At 36.0% G+C, this 22,647-nt stretch carries 18 protein-coding genes; 12 read left to right on the top strand and 6 right to left on the bottom strand.

From position 1 onward, the window contains the following. Positions 1-71: 71 nt before the first annotated feature. The 5 genes from AB4Y30_RS02230 (at position 72) to AB4Y30_RS02250 (ending at position 7,316) form a co-directional block, all read left to right on the top strand. Positions 72-1,385: a sigma-54 interaction domain-containing protein gene (locus AB4Y30_RS02230; protein WP_368653888.1), complete on the top strand. Its 1,314-nt coding sequence runs from the start codon at positions 72-74 to the stop codon at positions 1,383-1,385. 155 nt (positions 1,386-1,540) lie between these two features. Further along, positions 1,541-2,965 carry an amidohydrolase family protein gene (locus tag AB4Y30_RS02235; protein ID WP_368653889.1) on the top strand — a complete coding sequence of 475 codons (1,425 nt, stop codon included), beginning with the start codon at positions 1,541-1,543 and terminating at the stop codon, positions 2,963-2,965. A gap of 174 nt (positions 2,966-3,139) precedes the next feature. After that, positions 3,140-3,883 (top strand): DUF1028 domain-containing protein, encoded by a 744-nt coding sequence (locus AB4Y30_RS02240; protein ID WP_368653890.1) that lies wholly within the window; start codon positions 3,140-3,142, stop codon positions 3,881-3,883. A gap of 112 nt (positions 3,884-3,995) precedes the next feature. Next, a complete protein-coding gene (locus AB4Y30_RS02245) occupies positions 3,996-5,606 on the top strand; it encodes an ABC transporter substrate-binding protein (protein ID WP_368653891.1) in 1,611 nt (536 codons plus the stop codon). Between the two features lie 135 nt (positions 5,607-5,741). Continuing rightward, entirely contained in the window at positions 5,742-7,316 is a 1,575-nt protein-coding gene (locus AB4Y30_RS02250) for an ABC transporter substrate-binding protein (RefSeq protein WP_368653892.1), read from the top strand. 71 nt (positions 7,317-7,387) lie between these two features. Here AB4Y30_RS02250 and AB4Y30_RS02255 read toward each other — a convergent pair whose 3' ends face one another. The 3 genes from AB4Y30_RS02255 to AB4Y30_RS02265 form a co-directional block, all read right to left on the bottom strand. After that, positions 7,388-8,815 carry an amidohydrolase family protein gene (locus AB4Y30_RS02255; RefSeq protein WP_368653893.1) on the bottom strand — a complete coding sequence of 476 codons (1,428 nt, stop codon included), beginning with the start codon at positions 8,813-8,815 and terminating at the stop codon, positions 7,388-7,390. 262 nt (positions 8,816-9,077) lie between these two features. Next, positions 9,078-10,307: a mechanosensitive ion channel gene (locus AB4Y30_RS02260; RefSeq protein ID WP_368653894.1), complete on the bottom strand. Its 1,230-nt coding sequence runs from the start codon at positions 10,305-10,307 to the stop codon at positions 9,078-9,080. Between the two features lie 74 nt (positions 10,308-10,381). Beyond that, positions 10,382-12,364, bottom strand: a complete 1,983-nt coding sequence (locus AB4Y30_RS02265) for an acetoacetate--CoA ligase (protein ID WP_368653895.1) — start codon at positions 12,362-12,364, stop codon at positions 10,382-10,384. A 121-nt stretch (positions 12,365-12,485) separates the two neighbouring features. Here AB4Y30_RS02265 and AB4Y30_RS02270 point away from each other — a divergent pair, with 121 nt between their 5' ends. Next, positions 12,486-13,514, top strand: coding sequence for a DUF2332 domain-containing protein (locus AB4Y30_RS02270; protein WP_368653896.1), 1,029 nt, complete (start codon positions 12,486-12,488; stop codon positions 13,512-13,514). A gap of 39 nt (positions 13,515-13,553) precedes the next feature. On the opposite strand, the gene AB4Y30_RS02275 is transcribed toward AB4Y30_RS02270, so the two are convergent. Further along, positions 13,554-14,075, bottom strand: a complete 522-nt coding sequence (locus tag AB4Y30_RS02275) for a type 1 glutamine amidotransferase domain-containing protein (protein WP_368653897.1) — start codon at positions 14,073-14,075, stop codon at positions 13,554-13,556. 308 nt (positions 14,076-14,383) lie between these two features. Between AB4Y30_RS02275 and AB4Y30_RS02280 the strand changes: the two genes are divergently transcribed. The 3 genes from AB4Y30_RS02280 to AB4Y30_RS02290 are packed head-to-tail and all read left to right on the top strand — an operon-like array spanning position 14,384 to position 16,722. Continuing rightward, positions 14,384-15,370, top strand: coding sequence for a diaminopimelate dehydrogenase (locus AB4Y30_RS02280; protein WP_368653898.1), 987 nt, complete (start codon positions 14,384-14,386; stop codon positions 15,368-15,370). A gap of 15 nt (positions 15,371-15,385) precedes the next feature. Further along, positions 15,386-16,132: an enoyl-CoA hydratase/isomerase family protein gene (locus AB4Y30_RS02285; RefSeq protein WP_368653899.1), complete on the top strand. Its 747-nt coding sequence runs from the start codon at positions 15,386-15,388 to the stop codon at positions 16,130-16,132. 20 nt (positions 16,133-16,152) lie between these two features. Next, positions 16,153-16,722, top strand: a complete 570-nt coding sequence (locus tag AB4Y30_RS02290; protein ID WP_368653900.1) for a hypothetical protein — start codon at positions 16,153-16,155, stop codon at positions 16,720-16,722. A 51-nt stretch (positions 16,723-16,773) separates the two neighbouring features. Here AB4Y30_RS02290 and AB4Y30_RS02295 read toward each other — a convergent pair whose 3' ends face one another. Both AB4Y30_RS02295 and AB4Y30_RS02300 read right to left on the bottom strand, forming a co-directional pair. Then, complete coding sequence (locus AB4Y30_RS02295; RefSeq protein ID WP_368653901.1) at positions 16,774-17,913, bottom strand: conserved virulence factor C family protein; 1,140 nt, start codon at positions 17,911-17,913, stop codon at positions 16,774-16,776. 119 nt (positions 17,914-18,032) lie between these two features. After that, a complete protein-coding gene (locus AB4Y30_RS02300; protein ID WP_368653902.1) occupies positions 18,033-18,572 on the bottom strand; it encodes a DUF420 domain-containing protein in 540 nt (179 codons plus the stop codon). A 677-nt stretch (positions 18,573-19,249) separates the two neighbouring features. Between AB4Y30_RS02300 and ilvB the strand changes: the two genes are divergently transcribed. The 3 genes from ilvB (at position 19,250) to ilvC (ending at position 22,647) form a co-directional block, all read left to right on the top strand. Next, entirely contained in the window at positions 19,250-20,968 is a 1,719-nt protein-coding gene (gene ilvB, locus AB4Y30_RS02305) for a biosynthetic-type acetolactate synthase large subunit (protein WP_368655152.1), read from the top strand. Beyond that, complete coding sequence (gene ilvN, locus AB4Y30_RS02310; RefSeq protein WP_368653903.1) at positions 20,965-21,480, top strand: acetolactate synthase small subunit; 516 nt, start codon at positions 20,965-20,967, stop codon at positions 21,478-21,480. The genes ilvB and ilvN overlap by 4 nt, the downstream gene beginning before the upstream one ends. A 168-nt stretch (positions 21,481-21,648) precedes the next feature. Beyond that, complete coding sequence (ilvC, locus tag AB4Y30_RS02315) at positions 21,649-22,647, top strand: ketol-acid reductoisomerase (RefSeq protein WP_368653904.1); 999 nt, start codon at positions 21,649-21,651, stop codon at positions 22,645-22,647.

Raw genomic sequence — 22,647 nt, forward strand, 5'->3', positions numbered from 1 at the left:
TTGCCCAATCTATCATATGGTCGTCTAAGTTTTCATTGGGAAATGTTAATAGAAGAAAGGTGTGAACATTTATGAAACAAGATATTTTTAATAAGCACTTTTTTAAAGAGATTTTAGATCATGCCACTTATGAAGTGTTTGTTACAGATTCTGATGGAGTAGTTTTGTATATCAACAATCTTTGCCAAGAGTTTTATGGAGTGGGTCCTGAAGAAATCATTGGAAAAAACGTAAGAGATCTCGAAGACGATTTATTTTATCCTTCTGCAACTTTACAAGTATTAAAATCGCATCAACATATTGAACTCATGCAAAAAACTGCAAAAGGAAAAAGGCTGTTTGTACAAGCAAAGCCGATATTTGCAGAAAATGGCGATCTCCTCCAGGTGATTAATTATACAAGAGAGCTTATTAATACGATGAAGCTTACAAAACAAATTAATTTACTTGAAGGACAGCTGAAGGAAAAGAGTAAGCCGCAACAAGATCCAAGCTTTTATAAATTGATTGCAAAAAATGAAGTAATGAAAAACACAGTTGAATTAATGATGCGCTCAGCACGTACAGAAAAGCCAATTTTAATTCGTGGAGAAACAGGGGTAGGGAAGAGTTTAATGGCTCAACGAATTCATTATTTAAGTCACCGTAACCGTAGTCCATTTCGACAAATTAATTGCGCGAATTATTCAGAGACAGTCTTAGATAATGGAGAAGAGCTAGTTCAATTAATGAATGGTGGTACGCTCTATCTAGATAACATCGATGAAATGACAATGGAAATGCAATCCAAACTTCTGCATTTCATTGAAAACAAACGAAACATCCCATTAGATGGCGGGCAAATCAACGCAGATATCCGCTTTGTATCCTCGACAAAGAAGGATCTTTTAGCTCTAGTTCGTGAAGGAAAGTTTCGCGAAGATCTCTACTACCGTTTAAATATTATACCCATAGAAATACCACCCTTACGTCAGCGCCAAGAGGATATCTACCCCTTAACAATGGAGTTTTTATCAAAGTTCAATGAAGAATATAGTCGTTCTGTAAGTATTTCTGCTTATGTAAGAAATGCATTTTATGAATATGAATGGCCTGGAAATATTCGTGAATTAGAAAATCTAATTGAAAGACTTGTGATTGTGACAGAGGGGTCTGAAGTAAAGTTAAGTCAATTACCATCTAGTGTGAAATTAGGCTCTATCTCAAAGGCAAAAACATTGCCAGAGAAAATGGCGCAGCTAGAGCAATCATTAATATTAGAAGCATACGATATTTACCACTCTAGCTATAAAGTGGCAGAAAGTTTAGGAATTAGCCAATCAGCAGCAACAAGAAAAATAAAAAAATACGTTAAATGGAACGAAAAAACACATTTTGAGGAATAAAAATAACTTATTTACTTATAGTGTGTGTTCAAAAAGGTCATTTTTGTTGGACTTTTCGAACATCCTCTTATATGAACATACGATTAATCTTAATATTAGTCAGGAATCATATCCGACTAATGGAAAATATGCCATTTTTACAAGGAGGAATTAGCTTGAATGTTGATACGTTAATTATCAATGCAGATTTATTTACGATGCAAGGAGAAGGGGTAGGCTATGTTGACTGTGGTGCAGTAGCGATTGATAAAGGAAGAATTATCGAAGTTGGATCAACAGAAGCATTACAAAAAGAGTTTAATGCCGAAGAAACGATTGATGCGACAAATATGATGGTTTTACCAGGTTTTGTCGATGCACATATGCATACATACTGGGCGATTCTACGCGGTGTGGCACAGGATACACATAACTGGATGCTAAGAGGAGTAGAGCCGTTTCGACCATATTTAACCGATGAAAATATGACTGCTGGAGCAAAAATGAATGTTTTGGAAGGATTAGCTACTGGAACAACTACATTTTGTGATTACACATTCCCGGCATTAGATTCGGCGAAATTCTTCCATGAAATTGGTGTTAGAGCTTGTGTTACTGGATTTGTTCGTGAAGTTCCAAAGGTATTAGATAAATTAGAAGTTGGTGAGCTATATCCTTTTGATCCTAGCTTTGGAGAATATACATTAAACCGAAATCTAGAGCTTATTGAAAAGTGGCATGGTAAAGATAATAACCGAATTCAAGCATTACTTGGACCTCAGGGGCCAGACTTTATGAGTGCTGAATTTATGAAAAAGGTTAAGAATCTAGCAACAGAAAAAGATGTAAAAATACATATGCATGTAGCACAATCCACTCGTGAAACAGAACAGATTCTGAAGCGATATAATAAGCGTTCGATTGCTTTACTTGATGAATTAGGATTCTTAGATGAATCATTAATTGCTGTCCATTTGACAGATGCAACAGAAGAAGAAGTGAAATTACTTGTAGATCGTAATGTCTCCATGGTTGTTTGTTCTGGTTCTATTGGAGTTATTGCAGGTAGAGTACCACCAGCCTATTCCTTTATTAAAGCAGGTGGAAATGTTGGTTTAGGTTCTGACCAAGCATCTGGTAATAACTGTAACCAAGTAATTAATGAAATGAAGTTAACAGCATTATTTAATAAAGTGAAATATACGGATCCTGAAGTAATCCCTGCTTGGAAGGCTTTAAGAATGGGAACGATTGAAGGTGCTCGTGCAGTAGGACTTGGGGATGAAGTTGGATCACTAGAAAGAGGTAAGAAAGCAGATATTATCTTTGTTGATCTAGGTACAAGAACGATGCAGCCTGTGATTAAAAAACCAATGCGAAATCATGTACCGAATCTAGTATATTCAGCTAGAGGAGACGAGATTAGAAGAGTCATGGTAGATGGAAAAACATTATTCTTAAATGATGAGTATTTAACGGTGAATGAAGCGGAAATCATGAGTGATGCCCAAAAGTTTGCTACAGAATTAACAGACCAAGTTCGAGAAGAAGATTTTAAGAATACTAAGAGCTATGAACTAATGCAAAATGGAAAATTATAAATAGACCTTTGATGTTACTAAAACATCTATCAAGGTTCTCTACTATAGGCGAGAGCGATCCCTTGTTCTAAGTAAGAGCATAGAACTGACAATCTATCTATCAAAAATTCTTTGATGGATATGATAGAAGGAAAAAATGATAATAGTCTAAGAAATAACGGAGGGAAAAGATATATGAGTATGAATCAGAAAGGTTTTGAAATTTTTGCTAATACGTTTTCAGTGGCGGGGATTTGTGAGAAAACAGGAGCTGTAGGAGCAATTGTTACTACAAGTGCACCTGCAGTAGGGGCCCGTGTACCAAAATGCAAAAAAGGTAAAGGTGTAGTTTTATCACAGAACATGACAGATCCAAGATTAGCAAGTGCTGGAATGGCGATGTTAGATCTCGGATATGATGCAGAGTCAGCTGTTAATGCGATGAAAGCGGTAACACCATATCCGGAGTATCGTCAGCTTGCTGCAGTAGATATGTCAGGTAAATCTTCTGCTTATACAGGAGAGAAAGCATTTGGACCTTATCAAGGGCAATTTTGTGGTGAGTATGTAGCTTCTATTGGAAACTATTTATGTACTCCAGAAATTCCCGAAGCAATGGGTAAACATTTTCTAGAAAAGGCAGATTTACCACTTGCAGAGCGCCTTATCTCTTCTATTGAGGTAGGTTTTGAACTAGGTGGAGAAATCGGCCCAGAACATTCTATCGCATTAGTTGTTTACACAGATTACGAGTTCCCATTAATTGATCTAAGAGCAGATTATTGTGATGATCCTTTAGCAGAGTTAAAGAGATTATGGGGAGTTTGGAAAGAGGAAGCAAAAATATATGAAACAAATGCAGTAGAACCACCTAAACGTTACAAAGAAAGAGAAGAATACTACGAATCTTTACACGCAATGCGTAAGGAGAAAGAATAAATATTCCAATCTCCATTTTTAATGATGTTAGATAGTATCCAGAAAGCCTAATTAGGGGTTTTCTGGATAGCTTATCATAAATCTTTTTTATAAAAAGAAAGGGGAGGACATAATGAAAAAGCAATATTTATTATTGTTAGCTACTATTTTTGCCTTGTTTTTAATAGTAGCAGGTTGTAGCTCTGAATCAGAGGATGATAAAGATTCAACGACTGATGATTCAGGAGAAACAGCTGAAAATGAGGATGAGCAAGAAGAAGCAAAGGGAGGAGAATTACGAGTTGCATTATCTGCCCAACCTGCTAACCTCGATCAACCTATGTCAACAAATACATCAACTAGAGATGTATCTCGACTGATTTTTGAGACCCTACTTACTACTAACTCCAAATTCGAACCAGTACCAATGCTTGCAGAATCATATGATATCAGTGAGGATGGATTAGTTTATACATTCAAATTAAGAGAGGGCATTAAATTCCATAATGGAGAAGAAATGGATTCTGAAGATGTAGTTGCTTCAATGGAACGGTGGTTAGAGGTATCTACCATCACAGGTTCTATTTTTGAAAACTCAAAATTTGAAGCAACAGATAAATATGTAGTGGAATTAACATTGCAACGGCCTTATGGGCTAGCAGCTGAAACATTAGCTTCTACAAAAATGGCCCCTGCAATTATGCCAAAAGAAATAATTGAAAATGTATCTGATGCAGGTGTAACAGAATATATCGGTACAGGTCCATTTAAGATGGAAGAATGGAGAACAGATCAATATATTCATTTAACAAAATTTGAAGATTATCAGGCTTTAGATGAAGAGCCAGACGGTTTGGCAGGGAAGAAGGAAGCGCTAGTAGATGATATTTACTTCGAATTTGTTTCGGATGCAGCAACACGTTTAGCAGGATTACAAACAGGAGAATATGATGTTGGTTATGCATTTCCATTTGATAATTATGAAATGCTAGATGCTGATGAAGAAACAGAGTCTATATTAGAAGGAGCTGGAGAGCTTGTCCTAATTTATAACAAATCAGAAGGTTTAGCCTCTAATTTTAAAATGAGACAAGCAATTAATGCAGCTTTAGATATTGAAAAGATTTTACTAACGGCATTTACGAATGAAGATTTATATGTAATGAGTTCAAGCTATATGAATCGTTATATTGAGAAATGGGTTAGCGAAGCTGGATCAGAATTCTGGAATATTAATGATCCGGAATTAGCGAAAGAATTGCTAGAAGAAGCGGGATATGATGGGGAAGAGTTTATCCTAATGACAACAAGAGATTATCCGCATATTTATAATGCGGCAGTAGTTGTTCAAGAGCAATTATCAAACATTGGAATGAATGTAAGTTTAGAAGTGTATGATTGGCCGACATTAGCGGATAAACAAAATAAGCCAGGGGAGTGGGATGCATTTGTTAATGGATTAACACCTGTAACTACCCCTCCTCAGTTAAACCATATTAATCCAACCTATTCACGCGGGGTTCAAAGTGATGAAATTCTAGATATGATGAAACAGTTAGAAGAAGCACCAACTTTCGAAGAATCGAGAGAAATTTGGGATGAAATACAGGGATACGCTTGGGAGCATCATTTACCTGTTACCAACTTTGGTGGTTATCATTCCCTTTATGGGGCTAGAACAAATGTATCTGGATTCCATACATTCCATGGCGGAGTATTTTGGAATGTATCTGTTGATAAGTAACTCGTTTTTTAATAAAATAAAATGATTTTAATAGCAAGCAAGGGATTTCTGTATCCTTGCTTGTTCTCCTTAAATCATATATGTAATTCTTTACAAACAAGATAAAACACAAAGAGAGTGGGAAAAATTTTGAAAATGAAATCAAAGTTTTTACAAGTATTGATGTTGTTATTAGTTCTTACCTTAGTTGCATGTAACTCTGATTCTTCTAAAAATGAAGAATCAAATACAGAAAATGAAAATGTTGATTTAGACGGTGAAATTAGAATCGCGTGGAATGGTCAGCCTCCAGTGCTCGATCCACATATTAGTATTTCTGATATTATTGCAAACACAATGCGTCATGTATATGATACTTTATTGACAATCGACTCTGAGTATAATGTGAAACCATCCTTAGCAGACTCTTGGGAGGTTAGTGAGGACGGTAAAACATATACCTTTAAATTAAGAGAAGGTGTAACATTCCATAATGGGAAGGAATTAACCTCTGAAGATGCTGTAGCTTCAATGAACCGCTGGAAGGATTCATTGGGAAGTAGAGGAGTATTTGCAGATGCAATTTTTGAAGAAGTTGATAAATATACGCTAGAATTACGTTTACCTGAACCATTATCAGTTGCATTAACTGTTTTAGCCTATTCTAATGGTGGATTTGCTGCGATTATGCCTAAGGAAGTTATTGAAAATGCACCAGAAGAAGGTATCAATGAGCATATTGGTACAGGACCCTTCCAATTTGTAGAATGGAAACAAGATCAATATATTCATTTAACAAGATATGATGATTATGTGCCAAGAGAAGAACCTGCAGATGGTTTATTTGGTAAGAAAGAAGCTTTAGTGAAGGATCTTCGTTACTTCTTTGTTCCAGATGCTTCTACACGTGAAGCTGGTATTCTATCTGGAGAATATGATTTTGCTCATGCTATTCCATATGATAGTGCAGAAAGATTGGAAGAATCTGATGGTGTTGTTAACTATACATATCCAGGAGCATTCCTAAGCCTTCATTTCAATAAAAAGCAAGGAATTTTCCAGGAGAAAGAAGCTCGTCAAGGAGTAGCAAAAATGCTTGAGTTAGAAAGTATTTTAAAAGCAGGATATGTTGATCCTAAATACTATATTCTAAATCATAATACGATGATGGAATATCAACATACACAATGGTATAGTGATGCTGGTAAAGACAAGTATAATATTAATGATCCAGAACAAGGTGTGGAGCTATTAAAAGAAGCGGGTTACGATGGAGAGGAATTAACTCTATTAACCACTCGTGATTATGATGACCAATATTATGGTGCAGTTGTAATCAAGGAACAATTAGAACAAGCAGGTGTTAAAGTCAATTTGGAAATCTATGATTGGCCAACACTACTTGGAAAAGTTTATGAAGAAGATGCCTATGACATGTTCTTAATGGCAAATTCCATTGTTGCCGAACCATCCTCAAGCCCATACTTTAATCCAGATTATTCTGGTTGGCCAAATGATCCAGAAATGGACGAGCTAAGAATGGAATTTAGAGGAAAGATGACAAAAGAAGAAGCAATGCCAGTTTATGATGAATTACAAGAATGGCTCTATGATTATGTACCTGCAGTAAAAATTGGTGATTATAACCGTGTATCTTCAGCACGAGATACGATAGAGAATTTCCAGTATTTAGATGGTGTTATTTTCTGGAATGTAACAAAGAGTGAATAGAAAGCATATGAAAGAGGCATCGCAGGGAAATTTGACATTTTCCTGTGATGCTTCTTTGTTATATATTTATATTACAGTAGCCCTTCCTTAACCATTTTTAAAATATCACTATCCGCTTTTAAAATATCGTCTGTCGATAATTTAACAACTTTCTCAGCAGCGGCTTGAGCCTCTGTTAGTGCCGTTTTCTCACAAACAGTTAGAACTTCTCGATCATTCATAATGATTTTCCCATCAATCATCACAAGATCTACTTCACTACCATTCGCAGAGTAAACGAGGTTTGGTACAATATTTCGAATCGGATAATTTAAGACTGGGAAAAATGCCGGTGTATCTAAATTTACTAAAATAATATCTGCTTTCTTTCCATCCTCTAGTGAACCAATTTCATTTTCCATTCCTAATACTTTAGCAGATTCAATTGTTGCCATTCGTAGTGCCTGTGTTGCATTAAAAATTCTTGGATCTTGATATTTCACTTTGTTTAAAATGGCAGCAAACTTCATTTCATTAAACATATTATTACAGTTGTTTCCAGCGGCTTGATCTGAGCCAAGGCAAGCTGTACCACCAGCATCAATAAATGTTTGCACTGGAGTTACAATACCATCAATAATCCCAATACTTCCAGCACAGTAAGTCATTTTCGCTCCACTTTTTGCGATTTTTATCGTTTCTTCTTCTGTAGCTTCTGTTAGGTGGACTGCAATTAATCGTTCATTTAACATACCCAGCTCTTCTAAAAATGGAATGGAGCGTTTTTGATAACGTTTTTCCATTTGTAATGTTTCCCTATCACCTTGAGCTACGTGCATATGTATTAATGTATCTAATTTCTCTGCTTGGTTTTGGACCTCCTTTAGCAGTTCGATGCTTAGCATATCTGGACCTTGAGGACCCAGCATTACATTAATACGACCATCATCTTTCAGGTGCCATTCATGATAAAGTTTTAAAGCTCTTTCATATTTTTCCTGACCGAGTGCAGGATCAAATGTATACAGATCAGTAACAGGATTATCACCTAGATTATTTGGTAGCTCATTCACTGTTTCAGCTACTTTTGCTCGGGCACCGATTTTCGAATAGTTTTCAACAAGCTCATTCATGTGGAGATCATAATCACCAAAAGTTGTTGTACCAGCCTTAATTCCTTCAATGATATTTACTAAAGACCCTTTTTTCGTTTCTTTCACATCGATGTGCTTTTTAAATGGCCATAAACCCTTTTGCATCCAGTGTGACATATCTTGTGCAACACCTCTGAACATAGCGAGTCCAGTGTGGATATGAGCATCAATAAGCCCAGGCATTATTAATTTATTGCCAGCATCAATAAGTGTCTCTGCCTGATAAGCTGCAAGTATTTCATCTTTTATGCCGACTTTAATAATTTTATTTCCCTGTACTGCGACTGCGCCATTCTGAACGTATCCAACACCTTTTCCTTTCATTGTTAACATATGATTACTACTAATGATGTAATCTACCTTCAATGTTTTCTACCCCTTTATCATTTAATTGGCTATATAATTTTATCTTTCTTAATTATCGCACAAATTGGTTTTGATTTGCAGTGTTTGTTAGACTTCTGTTTTTTAATAGAATAAAAGATTAAGAATTAATATAAAAATAAAATTGGCTGGTTTAAGCCCAGTACAATACTGAACTCAAACCAGCCAAATAGCTCCATCATAAACCTCTAATACTATGCTTTTTTAGTGGCTTTCTGTAGGTTAAACGTATTATCAATAAATATTACTCTTTCTTCTCAAAATTCCTTTGTACTTTCTCTAAAGTGTTTTTGGCAAATTCACGACCACCAAGGCCAAATGAAACTGCAAAAGCAACCATTAAACCACCAAGAATGAGTAAGAAAGCTTTATTTACAATACTTGTTGCGAAATGAAGCTGATCTAACGTCATAAAGATCGCAAATGCAATAATTACACTTTTGATTAAAATAGCGGAAAGCGGACTATTTGTATTATTTTTAATCCAATTGCCAACTAAGTTTGCTAGGAATAATCCGACACCTAAAATTAATAATGCGCTTAGTAAGAATGGTAGATATTGAATAACCGCATGACCAATCGTGTTCAATACTTCTAAATTAATAATATGTAGTGCTTCCACCGTAAAGAATAAAACAATGAAGATTTGTACAAGTGTACCTAGGGCTTTTGCTAAATCAAATTTAGGTTCAGTAGTATTTCCAAAACCTAAAGATTTAAAGATTTGGCTAATCCCTACACCCTGTAATAGATTTGTTAGTAAGTTACCCAAGAATTTCCCGATGTAATAACCAACAACGATTAATACAGTAGCAACAAAAATATTTGGAATTGCTGTTAGGACATCACTTAAAACAGATTGAATTGGATTTGAGATACTAGCAATATTCAATGCTTCTAATCCAATAGTAACGAAAGGAATTAAAACAAAAATATAAATAATATTAGACAGCACAGTAGATAAAGTAGTTTGTGCTTTTTGTTCTTCTCCTACTTGATTAGGGTTTACTTTCCTAAATAATTTATCAAGTTTTACCGTATTGAAAAATTGCTTAAACAGCTCTTTTACTAACTTGGCAACAAACACACCAATGATAATAATAATAGCTGCAGCTAGGATGTTCGGAATATAATTTAGAAATTGACTCATCATATTCGAGATTGGGGCTGACACTTCTGTCATATTTAATGCATTAAATACGGAAGGTAAGAAGAGGACAAAAACTAAAATATAAACCAGCTTTCCTATTTGATTTAATAAGTTCTCTGCTTCTGGCTCGTCTTTAAATAAATTGGTTTTAGTTAATGCTTTCCCAACACCAATTTTAACAAATGCTTTTTGAATAATAGCCTTAGCAACTACAGCAATACCCCAGGCTAGTAACAACAATAAGATTGCTTTAATAACATTGGGCAGCTCCATTAATAAGCTGTCAAACATACTTTCGAAACTAAATGTTAAATCATCAAACATTTTATTTCCTCCTTATTTTTTTATTTAGTAACTAACACTACTATTAAACGACAAATTTTTCAATTCAAATCATTCTAAATATTTCCTTTTATGGATAATTCGACAAAAAACTCCAATGATTGAGGGTTAGCAAGAGACCCTTTGTTGACTGCTTTTTCGATAGATGCACCCATCAAGATTTTTTTCACAGGTATTTCCAATTTTTTTCCATTTAGAGTCATGGGTATTTCCTTCACTTCATAAATTTCAGAAGGAACATGACGTGATGAATATTCTGTCCGGATAGTGTTTTTGATTTTTTCTTTCATATCGATTGTTAATTTCGTTCCCTCTTGCATAACGACGAATAAGGGGACAAATGATCCACCGTTTTCAGTGGGAAGATCGACAATCAGGCTATCCTTGATTTCTGGAATAAGGTCAACAGCACGATAAATTTCACTTGTTCCAATACGGACTCCGCCACGATTGATAGTGGCATCGGAGCGGCCATAAATGACACATGTATGGCGATTAGTGATTTTTAGATAGTCGCCATGTGACCAAACACCTGGACATTGTGTGAAATAACTATCAAGTAAGCGAACGCTGTCTGGATCATTCCAAAAATAAATCGGCATACATGGTATTGGCTCTGTAATGACAAGCTCGCCAATCGCATCCGTCTGTGGTTCATTTTCATCGGAAAAACTTTCGATCTTAGCTCCAAGCCCGCGGCATTGTAATTCACCAGCATAGACTGGTAGGGTAGGAGACCCAAGAATAAATGCGGTACAAACATCCGTTCCACCACTAATGGAAGCAAGCCAAAGATCCTTCTTGATATGCTTATAACACCAAGCAAATCCTTCAGGAGGAAGTGGAGAACCTGTTGAACTAATGCATTTTAATGCCTGAAGGTCATATTTTTCCTTAGGGTGACTTTCGTCTTTCATACAGTTCATTAAAAAGCCGGCACTTGTACCAAAGGTGGTCATCTTTGTCTTTTCTGCGAATTCCCATAGGAAATCAGGTTTTGGATATGTTGGGTTTCCATCGTATAAAATAATGGTAGATTTTGTAAGAAGTGCTCCAACTAGGAAATTCCACATCATCCAGCCTGTTGTTGTATACCAGAAAAATCTGTCTCCCTTTTTTAGATCCATATGAAATGTATTTGCTTTAAAATGCTCTAATAAAATCCCCCCTTGACTATGGACAATTGGTTTTGGCTTTCCAGTTGTTCCAGAAGAGAATAAAATCCATAAAGGAGCATTAAAGGGAACATGATGATAAGTTAATTGTTCGACAGATTTTTCTTTTAAAACCTCTTCCCATAGGATTCCGTTTTTAAACATATTTTTATTTACTTGTTTATTTAAATAAGGAATAGCAATTGTTGCTTCAAGTGAAGGTAAGGCTGCTTGGATATCCTGAATGACTTGAGCGCGATCAAAGGGCTTCCCACCATAGATATACCCATCTACAGTAATCATTATTTTTGGTTGAATTTGTTGAAAACGTTCGATCACACTTTGTTTACCAAATTCAGGCGGTGCACTTGACCAGATTGCACCAACACTTGCTGTTGCTAAAAATGCGACAACTGCTTCATAAATATTTGGTAAATATGCAGCAACACGATCTCCCTCTTTTACTCCTAATTGATGGAAGGTTTGTTGCATGGCAATCGTATCTTGATAAAGCTGTCCCCATGTTACCTCTGTTGTTTCTTTAGTTTCAGATGCATGAATTATTGCAATATCGTCCCAATCAGCATCTTGAAAGATATGCTCGGTATAATTTAATGTAGCCTCTGGAAACCATTTCGCATCAGGCATTTTTCGTGTAGTTAAGATAGTTTCGTAAGGATGTTTTGCTTGAATGTTAAAATATTGCCAAATAGACTCCCAAAAAGCTTCGATGTCTGAAGTAGACCATTTCCACAGGGAATGATAATCATTAAAGTTAAGTTGTTTATGTTCATGAAGCCAATTCATATAAGGCTTAAGATTAGCTTGTTGTATCCATTGCTGATTTGGCTCCCATAATAATGTTCCTTCTTTTATTTGAACCATATTTATCCCTCCAGAAAATGATAGATTAATCTTTATTATAGGAAAGCGTATTTTTCATGTAAAGCTGATGTTTGTTATAATGATAGAAAAGACTGAAAATTATTGCAAAGGGGTTAAGCTGATGCTGGAGGAATTAACGAGGAAGTTCACTACTTTTGCAGAAAAGGAGTGTAAGGGAACAAGTGATTTATATGAACGGTTAGCTTTAGAGGTGGCAGAGGATGTAGAGTTATTAAAACTAAGCGCTCATGCGCAAGCATCTCAGCCTGTTCCTAATATGTTATTTGGTGCTGTACACCATTTATTATTGCAAGGTACAAAGCATGAATTAGCTGAATATTATCCCAGTATAACTGAAGCACCACATAGTGCTTCCAGTGCATTTTATGAATTTCAAGATTTTTGTAAGAAATACAGACATGAAATAATAGAAATATTAGCAACAAAAAGTGTCCAAACAAATGAAGTGGGTCGATGTGCATATTTATATCCAATCTTCTCTTTTATTTTTGAGCAGGTTCAAACACCGCTTGCATGTATAGAAATTGGAACAAGTGCAGGCTTGCAGTTACTATGGGATCAATACCGTTATGATTATGGAACTGGATCTTATTTTGGAAATAAAACGTCTGATGTGACGATTTCAGCAGAAATAAAAGCAGCGAAATTGCCTGCTTTATATGAACAGATTCCAGTCGAAGAGCGGATTGGGATTGATTTAAATATTAATGATTTAACAGTAGAAGAAGATTTGCAGTGGTTACTTGCTTTAATTTGGCCAGAACATCATAGCAGGAGAAATATATTCCAGCATGCTGCTAAGTATGTTCAAAAAGCTTCTCTGACATTAGTCGAAGGAGATGGGGTAGATTTATTACCAGAGCTAGCTGAACGTATAGCAGAAAATGCAACAATTTGCGTTTTTCATACACATGTAGCAAATCAAATCCCTGAAGAGAAGAAACATATGTTAATGGAGAGGGTTTGGGAAATTGGTCTGAGCCGTAATATTTTTCATATTTATAATAATATGTGGGATCGGGACTTGCATGTTGATGCTATTATTGACGGGGAATTAAGCGAGCAGCTTGCTTGTAAAACAGATGGTCATGGGCGTTGGTTTACTTGGGAAAAGAAACAAAATGGATAGAGCGAGGCATAAGCCTGTCTATCCATTTTACCTGTGTTCTTATTTATCAAGATGTTTAATATATTCTTTCATATATGCTGGCATGTCTGCTGGGCTACGACTGGAAATGAAATTATCATCTACACAGCACAGTTGATTCACCCAATTCGCACCAGCATTTTTCATATCATCTTTAATGGCGGGGGTACTAGTAACGGTTCTTCCTTTAAGCACATCAGCTGACACAAGCACCCAGCCGGCGTGGCAAATAGAACCAATTGTTTTCCCTGCTGCATCTAGCTTTTGTACAAGCTCTTTTACCTCAGGATAACGTCTTAATTTATCAGGTGCCCAACCACCTGGAATTAAAATACCATCATAATCTTCTGCTTTTACATCAGCATAGCCATAATCTGTTTTAGCAACTACACCATACTGGCCAGTGTATTCTTTACCAGCTTCTTCGCCAACAATATGGACAGTTACTTCATCTTCTTGAAGTCGATAAATCGGATACCATAGCTCTAAATCATTATAATTATTGTCTACAATCGTAATTACTTTTTTGTCTTTTAAGCTCATTCTATCTATCTCCTCCTATGATTTTATAGTGCATGTTCAAAAAGGTTATTTTGTTGGACTTTTTGAACAACCTCTATAATAAAGATTATAACGATTGTACCAAAAAAGGCTTTAGACCTGTAATTAAAACGCTTAGATGTCTTAAGAGGGGATGGGAATTCTAGTTAATAGTATGCTAAGTAGTGATTAAATTAGAGAATATTCTGGTCTTAATTTTTCTAATTCTGTTCGTTGCGCTGGAAAATAAAAAAAGGTAGTATAAAAGAAAAGTTTTAAATGTGATGGATAAATAAATTGGAGGTAATAAAATGACAGATAAAATTCGTATTGGAATTGTTGGTTATGGGAATCTAGGAAAAGGTGCGGAACACGCAATTAAACAACAAGCAGATATGGAATTAGTGGCAGTATTCTCTCGTAGAGATCCATCATCTGTCGGTGTTAAGGATCCGAATGTGAAGGTGTTACCTCTTGATGAAGCTGAGAAATATCAGGATGAAATTGATGTAATGATATTATGTGGTGGTTCGGCAACTGATTTACCAGAACAAACACCGATGCTTGCAAAGCTGTTTAATACAGTAGATAGCTATGATACACATGCGAAAATTCCGGAATTCTTTGCTTCTGTGGATGAAGCTGCTAAGCCTAATGGAAAAACAAGTATTATTTCTGTTGGATGGGATCCAGGCGTATTTTCTATCAATCGTGTGATGGCTGAGGCAATTCTAGCAGATGGTGGAACATATACTTTCTGGGGTAAAGGTTTAAGCCAAGGTCATTCTGATGCGATCCGTCGTGTTGATGGGGTAAAAGCAGGTGTTCAGTATACCATTCCTTCTGAGACAGCAGTAGACAGAGTTAGAAATGGTGAGAATCCAGAATTATCAACTGGAGACCGTCATACACGTGAATGCTTTGTTGTTGCCGAGGAAGGTGCAGATCAGGAAAAAATTGAACAAGAAATCAAGACAATGCCAAATTATTTCGATGAGTATGACACAACGGTTCATTTTATTACAGAAGAAGAGCTAGCACGTGATCATGCTGAGATGCCACATGGTGGATTTGTTATTCGTAGTGGAAATACTGGTGAAGGAAATAATCAGATTTTCGAACTCCGCTTACAATTAAGCAGTAATCCAGAGTTCACATCTAGTGTACTTGTTGCTTATGCACGAGCAGCATATCGATTAAATAAAGAGGGTCAAACAGGAGCGAAGACAGTGTTCGATATCGCACCGAATTATATTTCACCAAAATCACCAGCAGATTTACGTCGTGATTATTTATAAAAGGTGGCAATTGAAATGGAAGCTGCTGTTTTATTAGAAAAAATAGATGAACAACAAAATATTTATCAGTTAACATTCAATCGCCCGTATCAGCTTCATGCGATAGACAGTGAGATTTTAAAGGAATTACAAAATCATTTACAAACATTAGCTGAAAAAGAAGTTCAGGCATTAATTATTTCAAGCAATACAGAAAAAGCTTTTTGTGCAGGAATTAATGTGAAGCATATACAAGCATTTTCCAATGAAGCGGCAGCAGATTTTTTTAGTGAACTGGCAACAACATTAGAAATATTAGCAGAGACGCATTTCCCGACAATTGCTTGTATATCTGGATATGCTTTTGGAGCAGGTGCAGATATTGCTCTAGCTTGCGATTTACGAATCGCAGCACCATCTGCTAGCTTTCGTTTCCCAGGTCCACAATTTGGACTTGTACTAGGGACAGAGCGATTAGTAAATGAAATTGGTGCAGCAAAAGCCAGAGAACTTGTATTAACGAATAAACGAATTTTCGTAGAGGAAGCAAAAGAAATAGGCCTAGTTCATGATATTCTTTCAGAAGAATTACTGGCTTCTAGCTTAAAAATAGCTCGTGATTTGAACAATGTACCTAAGCATACTTACCAGATGTTAAAAGAAGTTTGTAGTCAACAATCAGGAGAAAAGTCGGCTGCGAGCTTAGCTAGGGATTCGGTTTTAATAGGAGATTTTCAACAAAGATTCACTAAATATTTGGATCAGATGAAACAGAAAAAATAAGGTGTAATGAGGTGAAAGTTTTGTCTAGTGAAATGATGAGTCCAGCATTAGAAAAATTTGTCCAAGGGATTGAGCAAATTATTCAAGCGGAAACAGATGAGCATATCATTACGAAACAGGTTGCAACACTGACGGAAAGCTTTCTACAGGATAAATCAGCTATTCCCGAAAATATGAAGCAACCGAACCCAAATAAATATACTTTATATCCATTATATATTGATCCCGAAAATCGATTTTCTATCGCTTCTGCCGTATGGGATGTAGGGCAAGCAACTCCAATTCATGATCATCAGACCTGGGGAGTTATTGGAATTGTTCAAGGAGCAGAGAATGAAGTACATTTTTCCATTCCAGCTGTAGGTAAGCAACCAGAGCAATTGGAGAAACGAGTACTTAAAACAGGGGATGTTGCCATCTGTTGTACGACAGATCAGGATATTCACCAAGTTTCCTGCGCATCATCTGTTCCTTGTGTAGGTCTTCATGTGTATGGTGCTAATATAGGGGAAATTAAAAGGTATATGTATGATGCAAAAACAGGTGAACGAAAAGAAGCTGTTACTGCATGGGATCCAATACCTCAATAAAAAATGGCTAGGATTAGACATTAGTTTGTCTTCTCCTGGCCGTTTTTTCTATTATTCTGTTGATTTTGTCGCACCCAGCATCTGACTCCAAATCGAGCCTTTTGCAGCTTCTCCACCTTTAATTCGCTCTAAAGCCATTCTTATTTGGAGGCGTACTTCAAATTCGGGATCATTTATTGCTTCTTCAAGAGCTGGAACTGCGGATTCATCGCCTACTTCATATAAATACATAGCTGCGCGCCAACGAACAATTCTGTTTTCATCTTTCAATGTTTCAATCATTTCAGGCATTGCTTCAGGAAAACCAAGGTCTGATAAACAATCACCAGCAGTACGTCTTACATTTGCTGCTTTATCTTTTAATGCTTTATATAGATAAGGTAGAACTTCCTTTTCTTCAATCATTCCTAAATATGCTGTTGCCAATCGGCGAATAGAAGACTTTGTGTCATCTAAAGCTTTATTTAACACTGGGATATCTGCAAGTGTTGGATCACCTAATCGATCTAATGCAGCATATCGAACACGCCAATCGGGATCTTCTAAGGTTTGTAAAGTGACTTGTTGTTTTTCCTCGACTACATCTTTTTCAGCAAGTGCATGTTCAACTAATTTTTCTAACCGTTCTTCATCATAGCTGGCTTTTAGTTCTTCTAATACTTCTATACCAATTTCATCTAATGTTCCGTAACGTACACTTTGCTCTACCCATTTTCGTTCAAAGATGATATTGGTTGTTGGGGTTGTCGCACGTAAAACTGCGTCTGCAAATGCTGGAGGTAAACCAACTCGCTTCTCTGTTTCCCCATCTTCTAATTTAATTTGCATAGGTATTTGACGGAACATTTGCAGGAATACACGGACTTCTCCAAAAGCATTATCATTTTCTTCTATAATATTTGTAGGTTGTTGATCAATATCGGCATCTTTAGTAACGCCGAGTGTTTCTTGAACAGCAGGCAAAATAGCCTCCCAAGCTGTTTTTGGATTTCGAGCAATAGTGATGAAGTCAACTACTCTATAAATAGAGATGATTCCATCAATTTGCAAAAGATTTTTCGCGTAGTCTGGTGCATTTGTTAAATCATCTGTTCTTTTATATTGAAAATAGCTACCATCTGCTAGCATTTCATTAACATTTATTTTCATTGAATGTGGACTTGGGGTTGGTTCAATAGATACAATTTTCATAAGAAAAACCTCCTCCGAATATCTCTTAGCGTACTGTTATTATCTTAACAAAGATATCAATAACGTTCCAACGCCGAAAATATTAGAGGAGATTTTATTTTTTTATTAAATATAAGTTTTCAATAATATGGTGAAATAAGAATATATACGAGCACACCGGTTAAACTAACATATAACCAAATAGGCATCGTCCATCTTGAAACCTTTCGATGCTTTACAACACTATTCTTTAAACCTAAAACAAGGGAGAATAATGCTAGAACCACAACTACTGGTGCCAAAGTAATATGTGTGATTAATACAAAATAATAAATAGAACGTATTATTCCTTCACCGCCAAAAGAAGTGCTTGCAGCTAAGGAGTGATAGGTTAGATAAGAAATAAGGAATAAAGCTGTTGAAATAAATGCTGCAAAAATAAAATTTCGATGTGTTTTAATATTTTTCTTCAGAATAAAATAAAGAGCGGCTAATAAAAATACAAATGTAAAAGAGTTGAGTATTGCATTTAGCCTAGGTAATAATGTTAAATCAAATGGAATGTTATGATCTTGTTCTGGAAGAAAAAATAAAACAGCTACAATCACATTTACTAATATTGCTGTAAAAATAATAAGTGGTGTAAAGTTTTTATCTTTAAATGCTTTTTTGTTTGTCATAGTTCTCCTCACTTTAATTAAAGAATTTCATACCTTACTAAGTATAACAATACTTTTAGTTTTAAAGAAATTTTCAAGTGGTTTTTTGAAAAGTTGTCGAAAAGATTAGAAATGTAGATTCTTTGAAAACCGATAACTAGACAATGTAAGCGAATACAAGTTAAAACCTTGTTATACCAGGAAGAAAGTTAAAAATAACTGTTGACGTTGTTATAAAAACAATGTATGATAGTTAGCAATATAAAGAAAATAAGTCATCAATGATTTTTAACTATTGAATTTTCTAAAAAATTTCACAATATATAATTCGATGACGGGAGCAAAGGAATAAGGTTTTTGTATTTACAGAGATCTAGGGTTGCTGGAAGCCTAGAAATACAGCTTATTCTGACATCGTCCCTGAGTGCTGGGTTGAACGGATTTTCCTAATAGGCTCAGTCAGGTGCTATATGGCACCTGTTATCAAAGGTTGCTATACATTTAGGATAGCAACACAAGGTAGTGTTTCGTAAGGAATACTACAAAACTGGGTGGTACCGTGAAAAGTTAGGCTCTTTTCACCCCTAAAATCTGTAAGTATGCATATTTTGCATAGATATTAGGGGTAGAAAAGAGCCTATTTTTATTTTAACAAAGAATTATTGTCAAAAATCATGAAGGAGGAACGAAAAGTGAATATGGAGGTAGTTAGTGAGATGAACGACACAAAGAAGTCGATGACAGGTGCTGATTTATTAATTCAATCACTTGTCGATAATGATGTGGATACAATTTTTGGATATCCAGGTGGCGCTGTACTACCAATTTATGATGCAATTTATCGCAGCGAAGCCGAATTTCAACATATACTCTCACGTCACGAGCAAGGTTCTATATTTGCAGCTGAAGGCTATGCACGTGTGACTGGGAGACCAGGGGTAGTCTTAGCTACTTCAGGTCCAGGGGCTACAAACCTAATTACTGGAATTACAGACGCGATGATCGATTCTCTTCCGTTAGTTATATTCACAGGGCAGGTAGCAAGTCAAGTCATTGGAACTGATGCTTTTCAGGAATCCGATGTGATGGGCATAACAACACCAATTACAAAATATAACTATCAGATAGATGATATAAGACATTTACCACGTGTCGTAAAAGAAGCATTTCATATTGCTACAACTGGAAGACCAGGTCCAGTATTAATTGATGTTCCGAAGAATATTTCGGAGGAGATTTCTTTTAAAGAAGCATTTGGTACTGATTTTTATTTACAAGGGTATCAGCCGACTACGAAGCCAAATCCATTACAAATTAAAAAATTGGCTAAAGCACTTGGTAAGGCGAAAAAGCCTGTTATTTTAGCAGGTGCTGGAGTCCAGTTTGCTAATGCAAGTGCAGAGTTGAAGGAATTTGCTGAGAAGTTCCAGTTACCAGTAGCAAATACGCTTTTAGGTTTAGGAACATTCCCAGGAACAAATGGTTTATCTGTTGGTATGGCTGGGATGCATGGGACATATGCAGCGAATATTGCAATTCATGAAAGTGATTTATTGATTAACATTGGAGCGCGCTTTGATGACCGCTTAACTGGGAATTTAAAACATTTTGCTCCAAATGCAAAAGTAGCTCATATTGATATTGATCCTGCTGAAATTGGCAAAAATGTTTCGACAGAAATTCCGATTGTAGCAGATGCGAAAAAAGCATTAGAAGCGCTTCTGAAAATAAATATTGAGCAGCCAGAACATAAAGAATGGTTGGAACGTGTTCAAAAGAATAAGCAAGAGTTCCCGCTTTGGTATGATCGTTCTGAAGATTTAATTTCTCCACAGTGGTTATTAGAGCAAGTTTATAAGTTAACTAAAGGAGAAGCTATTGTAACTACGGATGTTGGTCAGCATCAAATGTGGGCAGCACAGTATTACACATTAGATCAGCCTAATAGATGGGTCACATCTGGTGGATTAGGATCAATGGGCTTTGGGTTCCCAGCAGCAATAGGGGCTCAGATTGCTTCACCGAAGGATATGGTTATTTCCATTGTAGGAGATGGAGGATTCCAGATGAACCTTCAAGAGCTTGCTGTAGTCAAGAAGCATAACCTTCCAGTAAAAGTAATTATTGTGAATAATGAAGCACTAGGAATGGTAAGACAATGGCAGCATAGCTTCTATGAAGATAGATATTCAGAATCTATTCTAGATCAAAATCCAGATTTCGTTAAATTAGCAGAAAGCTACGGTGTTCGTGGTGAGCGAGTAACGAAGGAAGAAGATGTTGTAAAAGTATTAGAAGATGTCTTTGCTTACGATGGTCCAGCAGTTGTTGACTGCCGTGTTATCAAGCTAGAAAATGTTTACCCAATGGTTGCTCCAGGTAAAGGATCTCATGAAATGTTAGGGGTGACGAGATGAAAAGAATTATAACTGCTACTGTACAAAATAGAAGTGGAGTTTTAAATCGAATTACAGGAATGCTTCAACGTAGACAATTTAACATCGAAAGTATTTCTGTAGGGAAGTCAGAAGTCCCAGGGATTTCCAAAATGACATTAGTTGTTGAAGTAAGTGATCAGCTTAAAGTAGAACAGCTTACGAAACAATTAAATAAACAAATTGATGTGATTAAAGTAACTGATATTACAGATAAAGCAATGGTTGCTCGTGAATTAGCATTAATTAAAGTATCGAGTAATCCGCAATTAAGTGCTGAAATTCAAGGTATTATTACACCGTTTCGAGCGATTGTAATTGATATCAGCAAGGATAGCATTACTATCCAGGTTACAGGTAAACCAGGGAAGATTGATGCATTAATTACACTGCTTCGCCCATATGGTATTAAAGAAATCGCGAAAACAGGACTCACTGCATTTTTGAGAGGACATCAACCAGAAGTTGCAGAACTTGATTCTTTTACAGTGTAAATTTTATATTCGTATATAAGGAAGAACTTACAATATAAGTTTCTCTAACCTGCAGAAAAGCAGGTTGGGGAAACGATATAATAGTCATAACATTGCGAGTTTTTCTGAAAATATAATTAAGAACAAACTATAAAAATAATAAGCAAAGCAGAAGAGGAGAATTTTAAAATGGCAAAAGTTTTATATGAAAATGATATTCAAGTAGAAGGATTAAGAGGGAAGAAAATCGCGATTATTGGATATGGTTCACAAGGTCATGCACATGCATTGAATTTACGTGATAGTGGTTTTGATGTAGTAATTGGTTTAAGAAAAGGTAAATCAAGTGAAAAAGCAGAAGAGGATGGCTTTACTGTTCTAGAAGTTGCAGAAGCAGTTAGTCAAGCGGATGTAGTAATGGTACTACTTCCAGATGAAACACAAGCAAAAGTATACAAAGATAGCATTGAGCCAAACTTAAAAGAAGGAGCATCACTAGCATTTGCTCATGGATTCAATATCCACTACAGCCAAATTGTTCCACCATCAAATGTTGATGTATTCCTAGTTGCACCAAAAGGCCCTGGTCATTTAGTAAGAAGAACGTATGAAGATGGTGCTGGTGTTCCTGGACTTTACGGAATCCAGCAAGATGTAACTGGAAGAGCTCGTGAAATTGCATTAGCATATTCAGCTGGAATTGGAGCTGCACGTGCTGGAGTTATTGAAACAACTTTCCAAGAAGAAACAGAAACAGATTTATTTGGTGAGCAAGCAGTATTATGTGGAGGTTTAACAAGTCTAGTTAAAGCAGGATTTGAAACATTAACAGAAGCTGGTTACCAACCAGAAGTTGCTTATTTCGAGTGTCTACATGAAATCAAATTAATCGTTGACCTTATGTATGAGGGCGGCTTAGAAAACATGCGTTATTCTATCTCTGATACAGCTAAGTGGGGAGATTTTGTATCTGGACCACGTGTTATTACAGAAGATACTAAAGCACGCATGAAGGAAGTATTAAAAGATGTTCAAACTGGTGAATTCGCAAAAGAATGGATTCTAGAAAACCAAGCAAACAGACCACGCTTTAATGCAATTGATGCTAGAGAGAATCAACATCCACTTGAAGTTGTTGGTCGTGAGCTTCGTGAGTTAATGCCGTTTGTTAAAAACCCTTTAAAATAA

Source organism: Ornithinibacillus sp. 4-3, from assembly GCF_040958695.1.
In the GTDB taxonomy this organism is placed as follows: Bacteria; Bacillota; Bacilli; order Bacillales; family Amphibacillaceae; genus CALAMD01.

Coding starts and splice junctions, on each gene's coding strand:
- AB4Y30_RS02230 (WP_368653888.1), top strand. CDS start 72: ATGAAACAAGATATTTTTAATAAGCACTTTTTTAAAGAGATTTTAGAT.
- AB4Y30_RS02240 (WP_368653890.1), top strand. CDS start 3,140: ATGAGTATGAATCAGAAAGGTTTTGAAATTTTTGCTAATACGTTTTCA.
- AB4Y30_RS02245 (WP_368653891.1), top strand. CDS start 3,996: ATGAAAAAGCAATATTTATTATTGTTAGCTACTATTTTTGCCTTGTTT.
- AB4Y30_RS02250 (WP_368653892.1), top strand. CDS start 5,742: ATGAAATCAAAGTTTTTACAAGTATTGATGTTGTTATTAGTTCTTACC.
- AB4Y30_RS02260 (WP_368653894.1), bottom strand. CDS start 10,307: ATGTTTGATGATTTAACATTTAGTTTCGAAAGTATGTTTGACAGCTTA.
- AB4Y30_RS02265 (WP_368653895.1), bottom strand. CDS start 12,364: ATGGTTCAAATAAAAGAAGGAACATTATTATGGGAGCCAAATCAGCAA.
- AB4Y30_RS02270 (WP_368653896.1), top strand. CDS start 12,486: ATGCTGGAGGAATTAACGAGGAAGTTCACTACTTTTGCAGAAAAGGAG.
- AB4Y30_RS02275 (WP_368653897.1), bottom strand. CDS start 14,075: ATGAGCTTAAAAGACAAAAAAGTAATTACGATTGTAGACAATAATTAT.
- AB4Y30_RS02280 (WP_368653898.1), top strand. CDS start 14,384: ATGACAGATAAAATTCGTATTGGAATTGTTGGTTATGGGAATCTAGGA.
- AB4Y30_RS02285 (WP_368653899.1), top strand. CDS start 15,386: ATGGAAGCTGCTGTTTTATTAGAAAAAATAGATGAACAACAAAATATT.
- AB4Y30_RS02295 (WP_368653901.1), bottom strand. CDS start 17,913: ATGAAAATTGTATCTATTGAACCAACCCCAAGTCCACATTCAATGAAA.
- AB4Y30_RS02300 (WP_368653902.1), bottom strand. CDS start 18,572: ATGACAAACAAAAAAGCATTTAAAGATAAAAACTTTACACCACTTATT.
- ilvB (WP_368655152.1), top strand. CDS start 19,250: ATGGAGGTAGTTAGTGAGATGAACGACACAAAGAAGTCGATGACAGGT.
- ilvN (WP_368653903.1), top strand. CDS start 20,965: ATGAAAAGAATTATAACTGCTACTGTACAAAATAGAAGTGGAGTTTTA.
- ilvC (WP_368653904.1), top strand. CDS start 21,649: ATGGCAAAAGTTTTATATGAAAATGATATTCAAGTAGAAGGATTAAGA.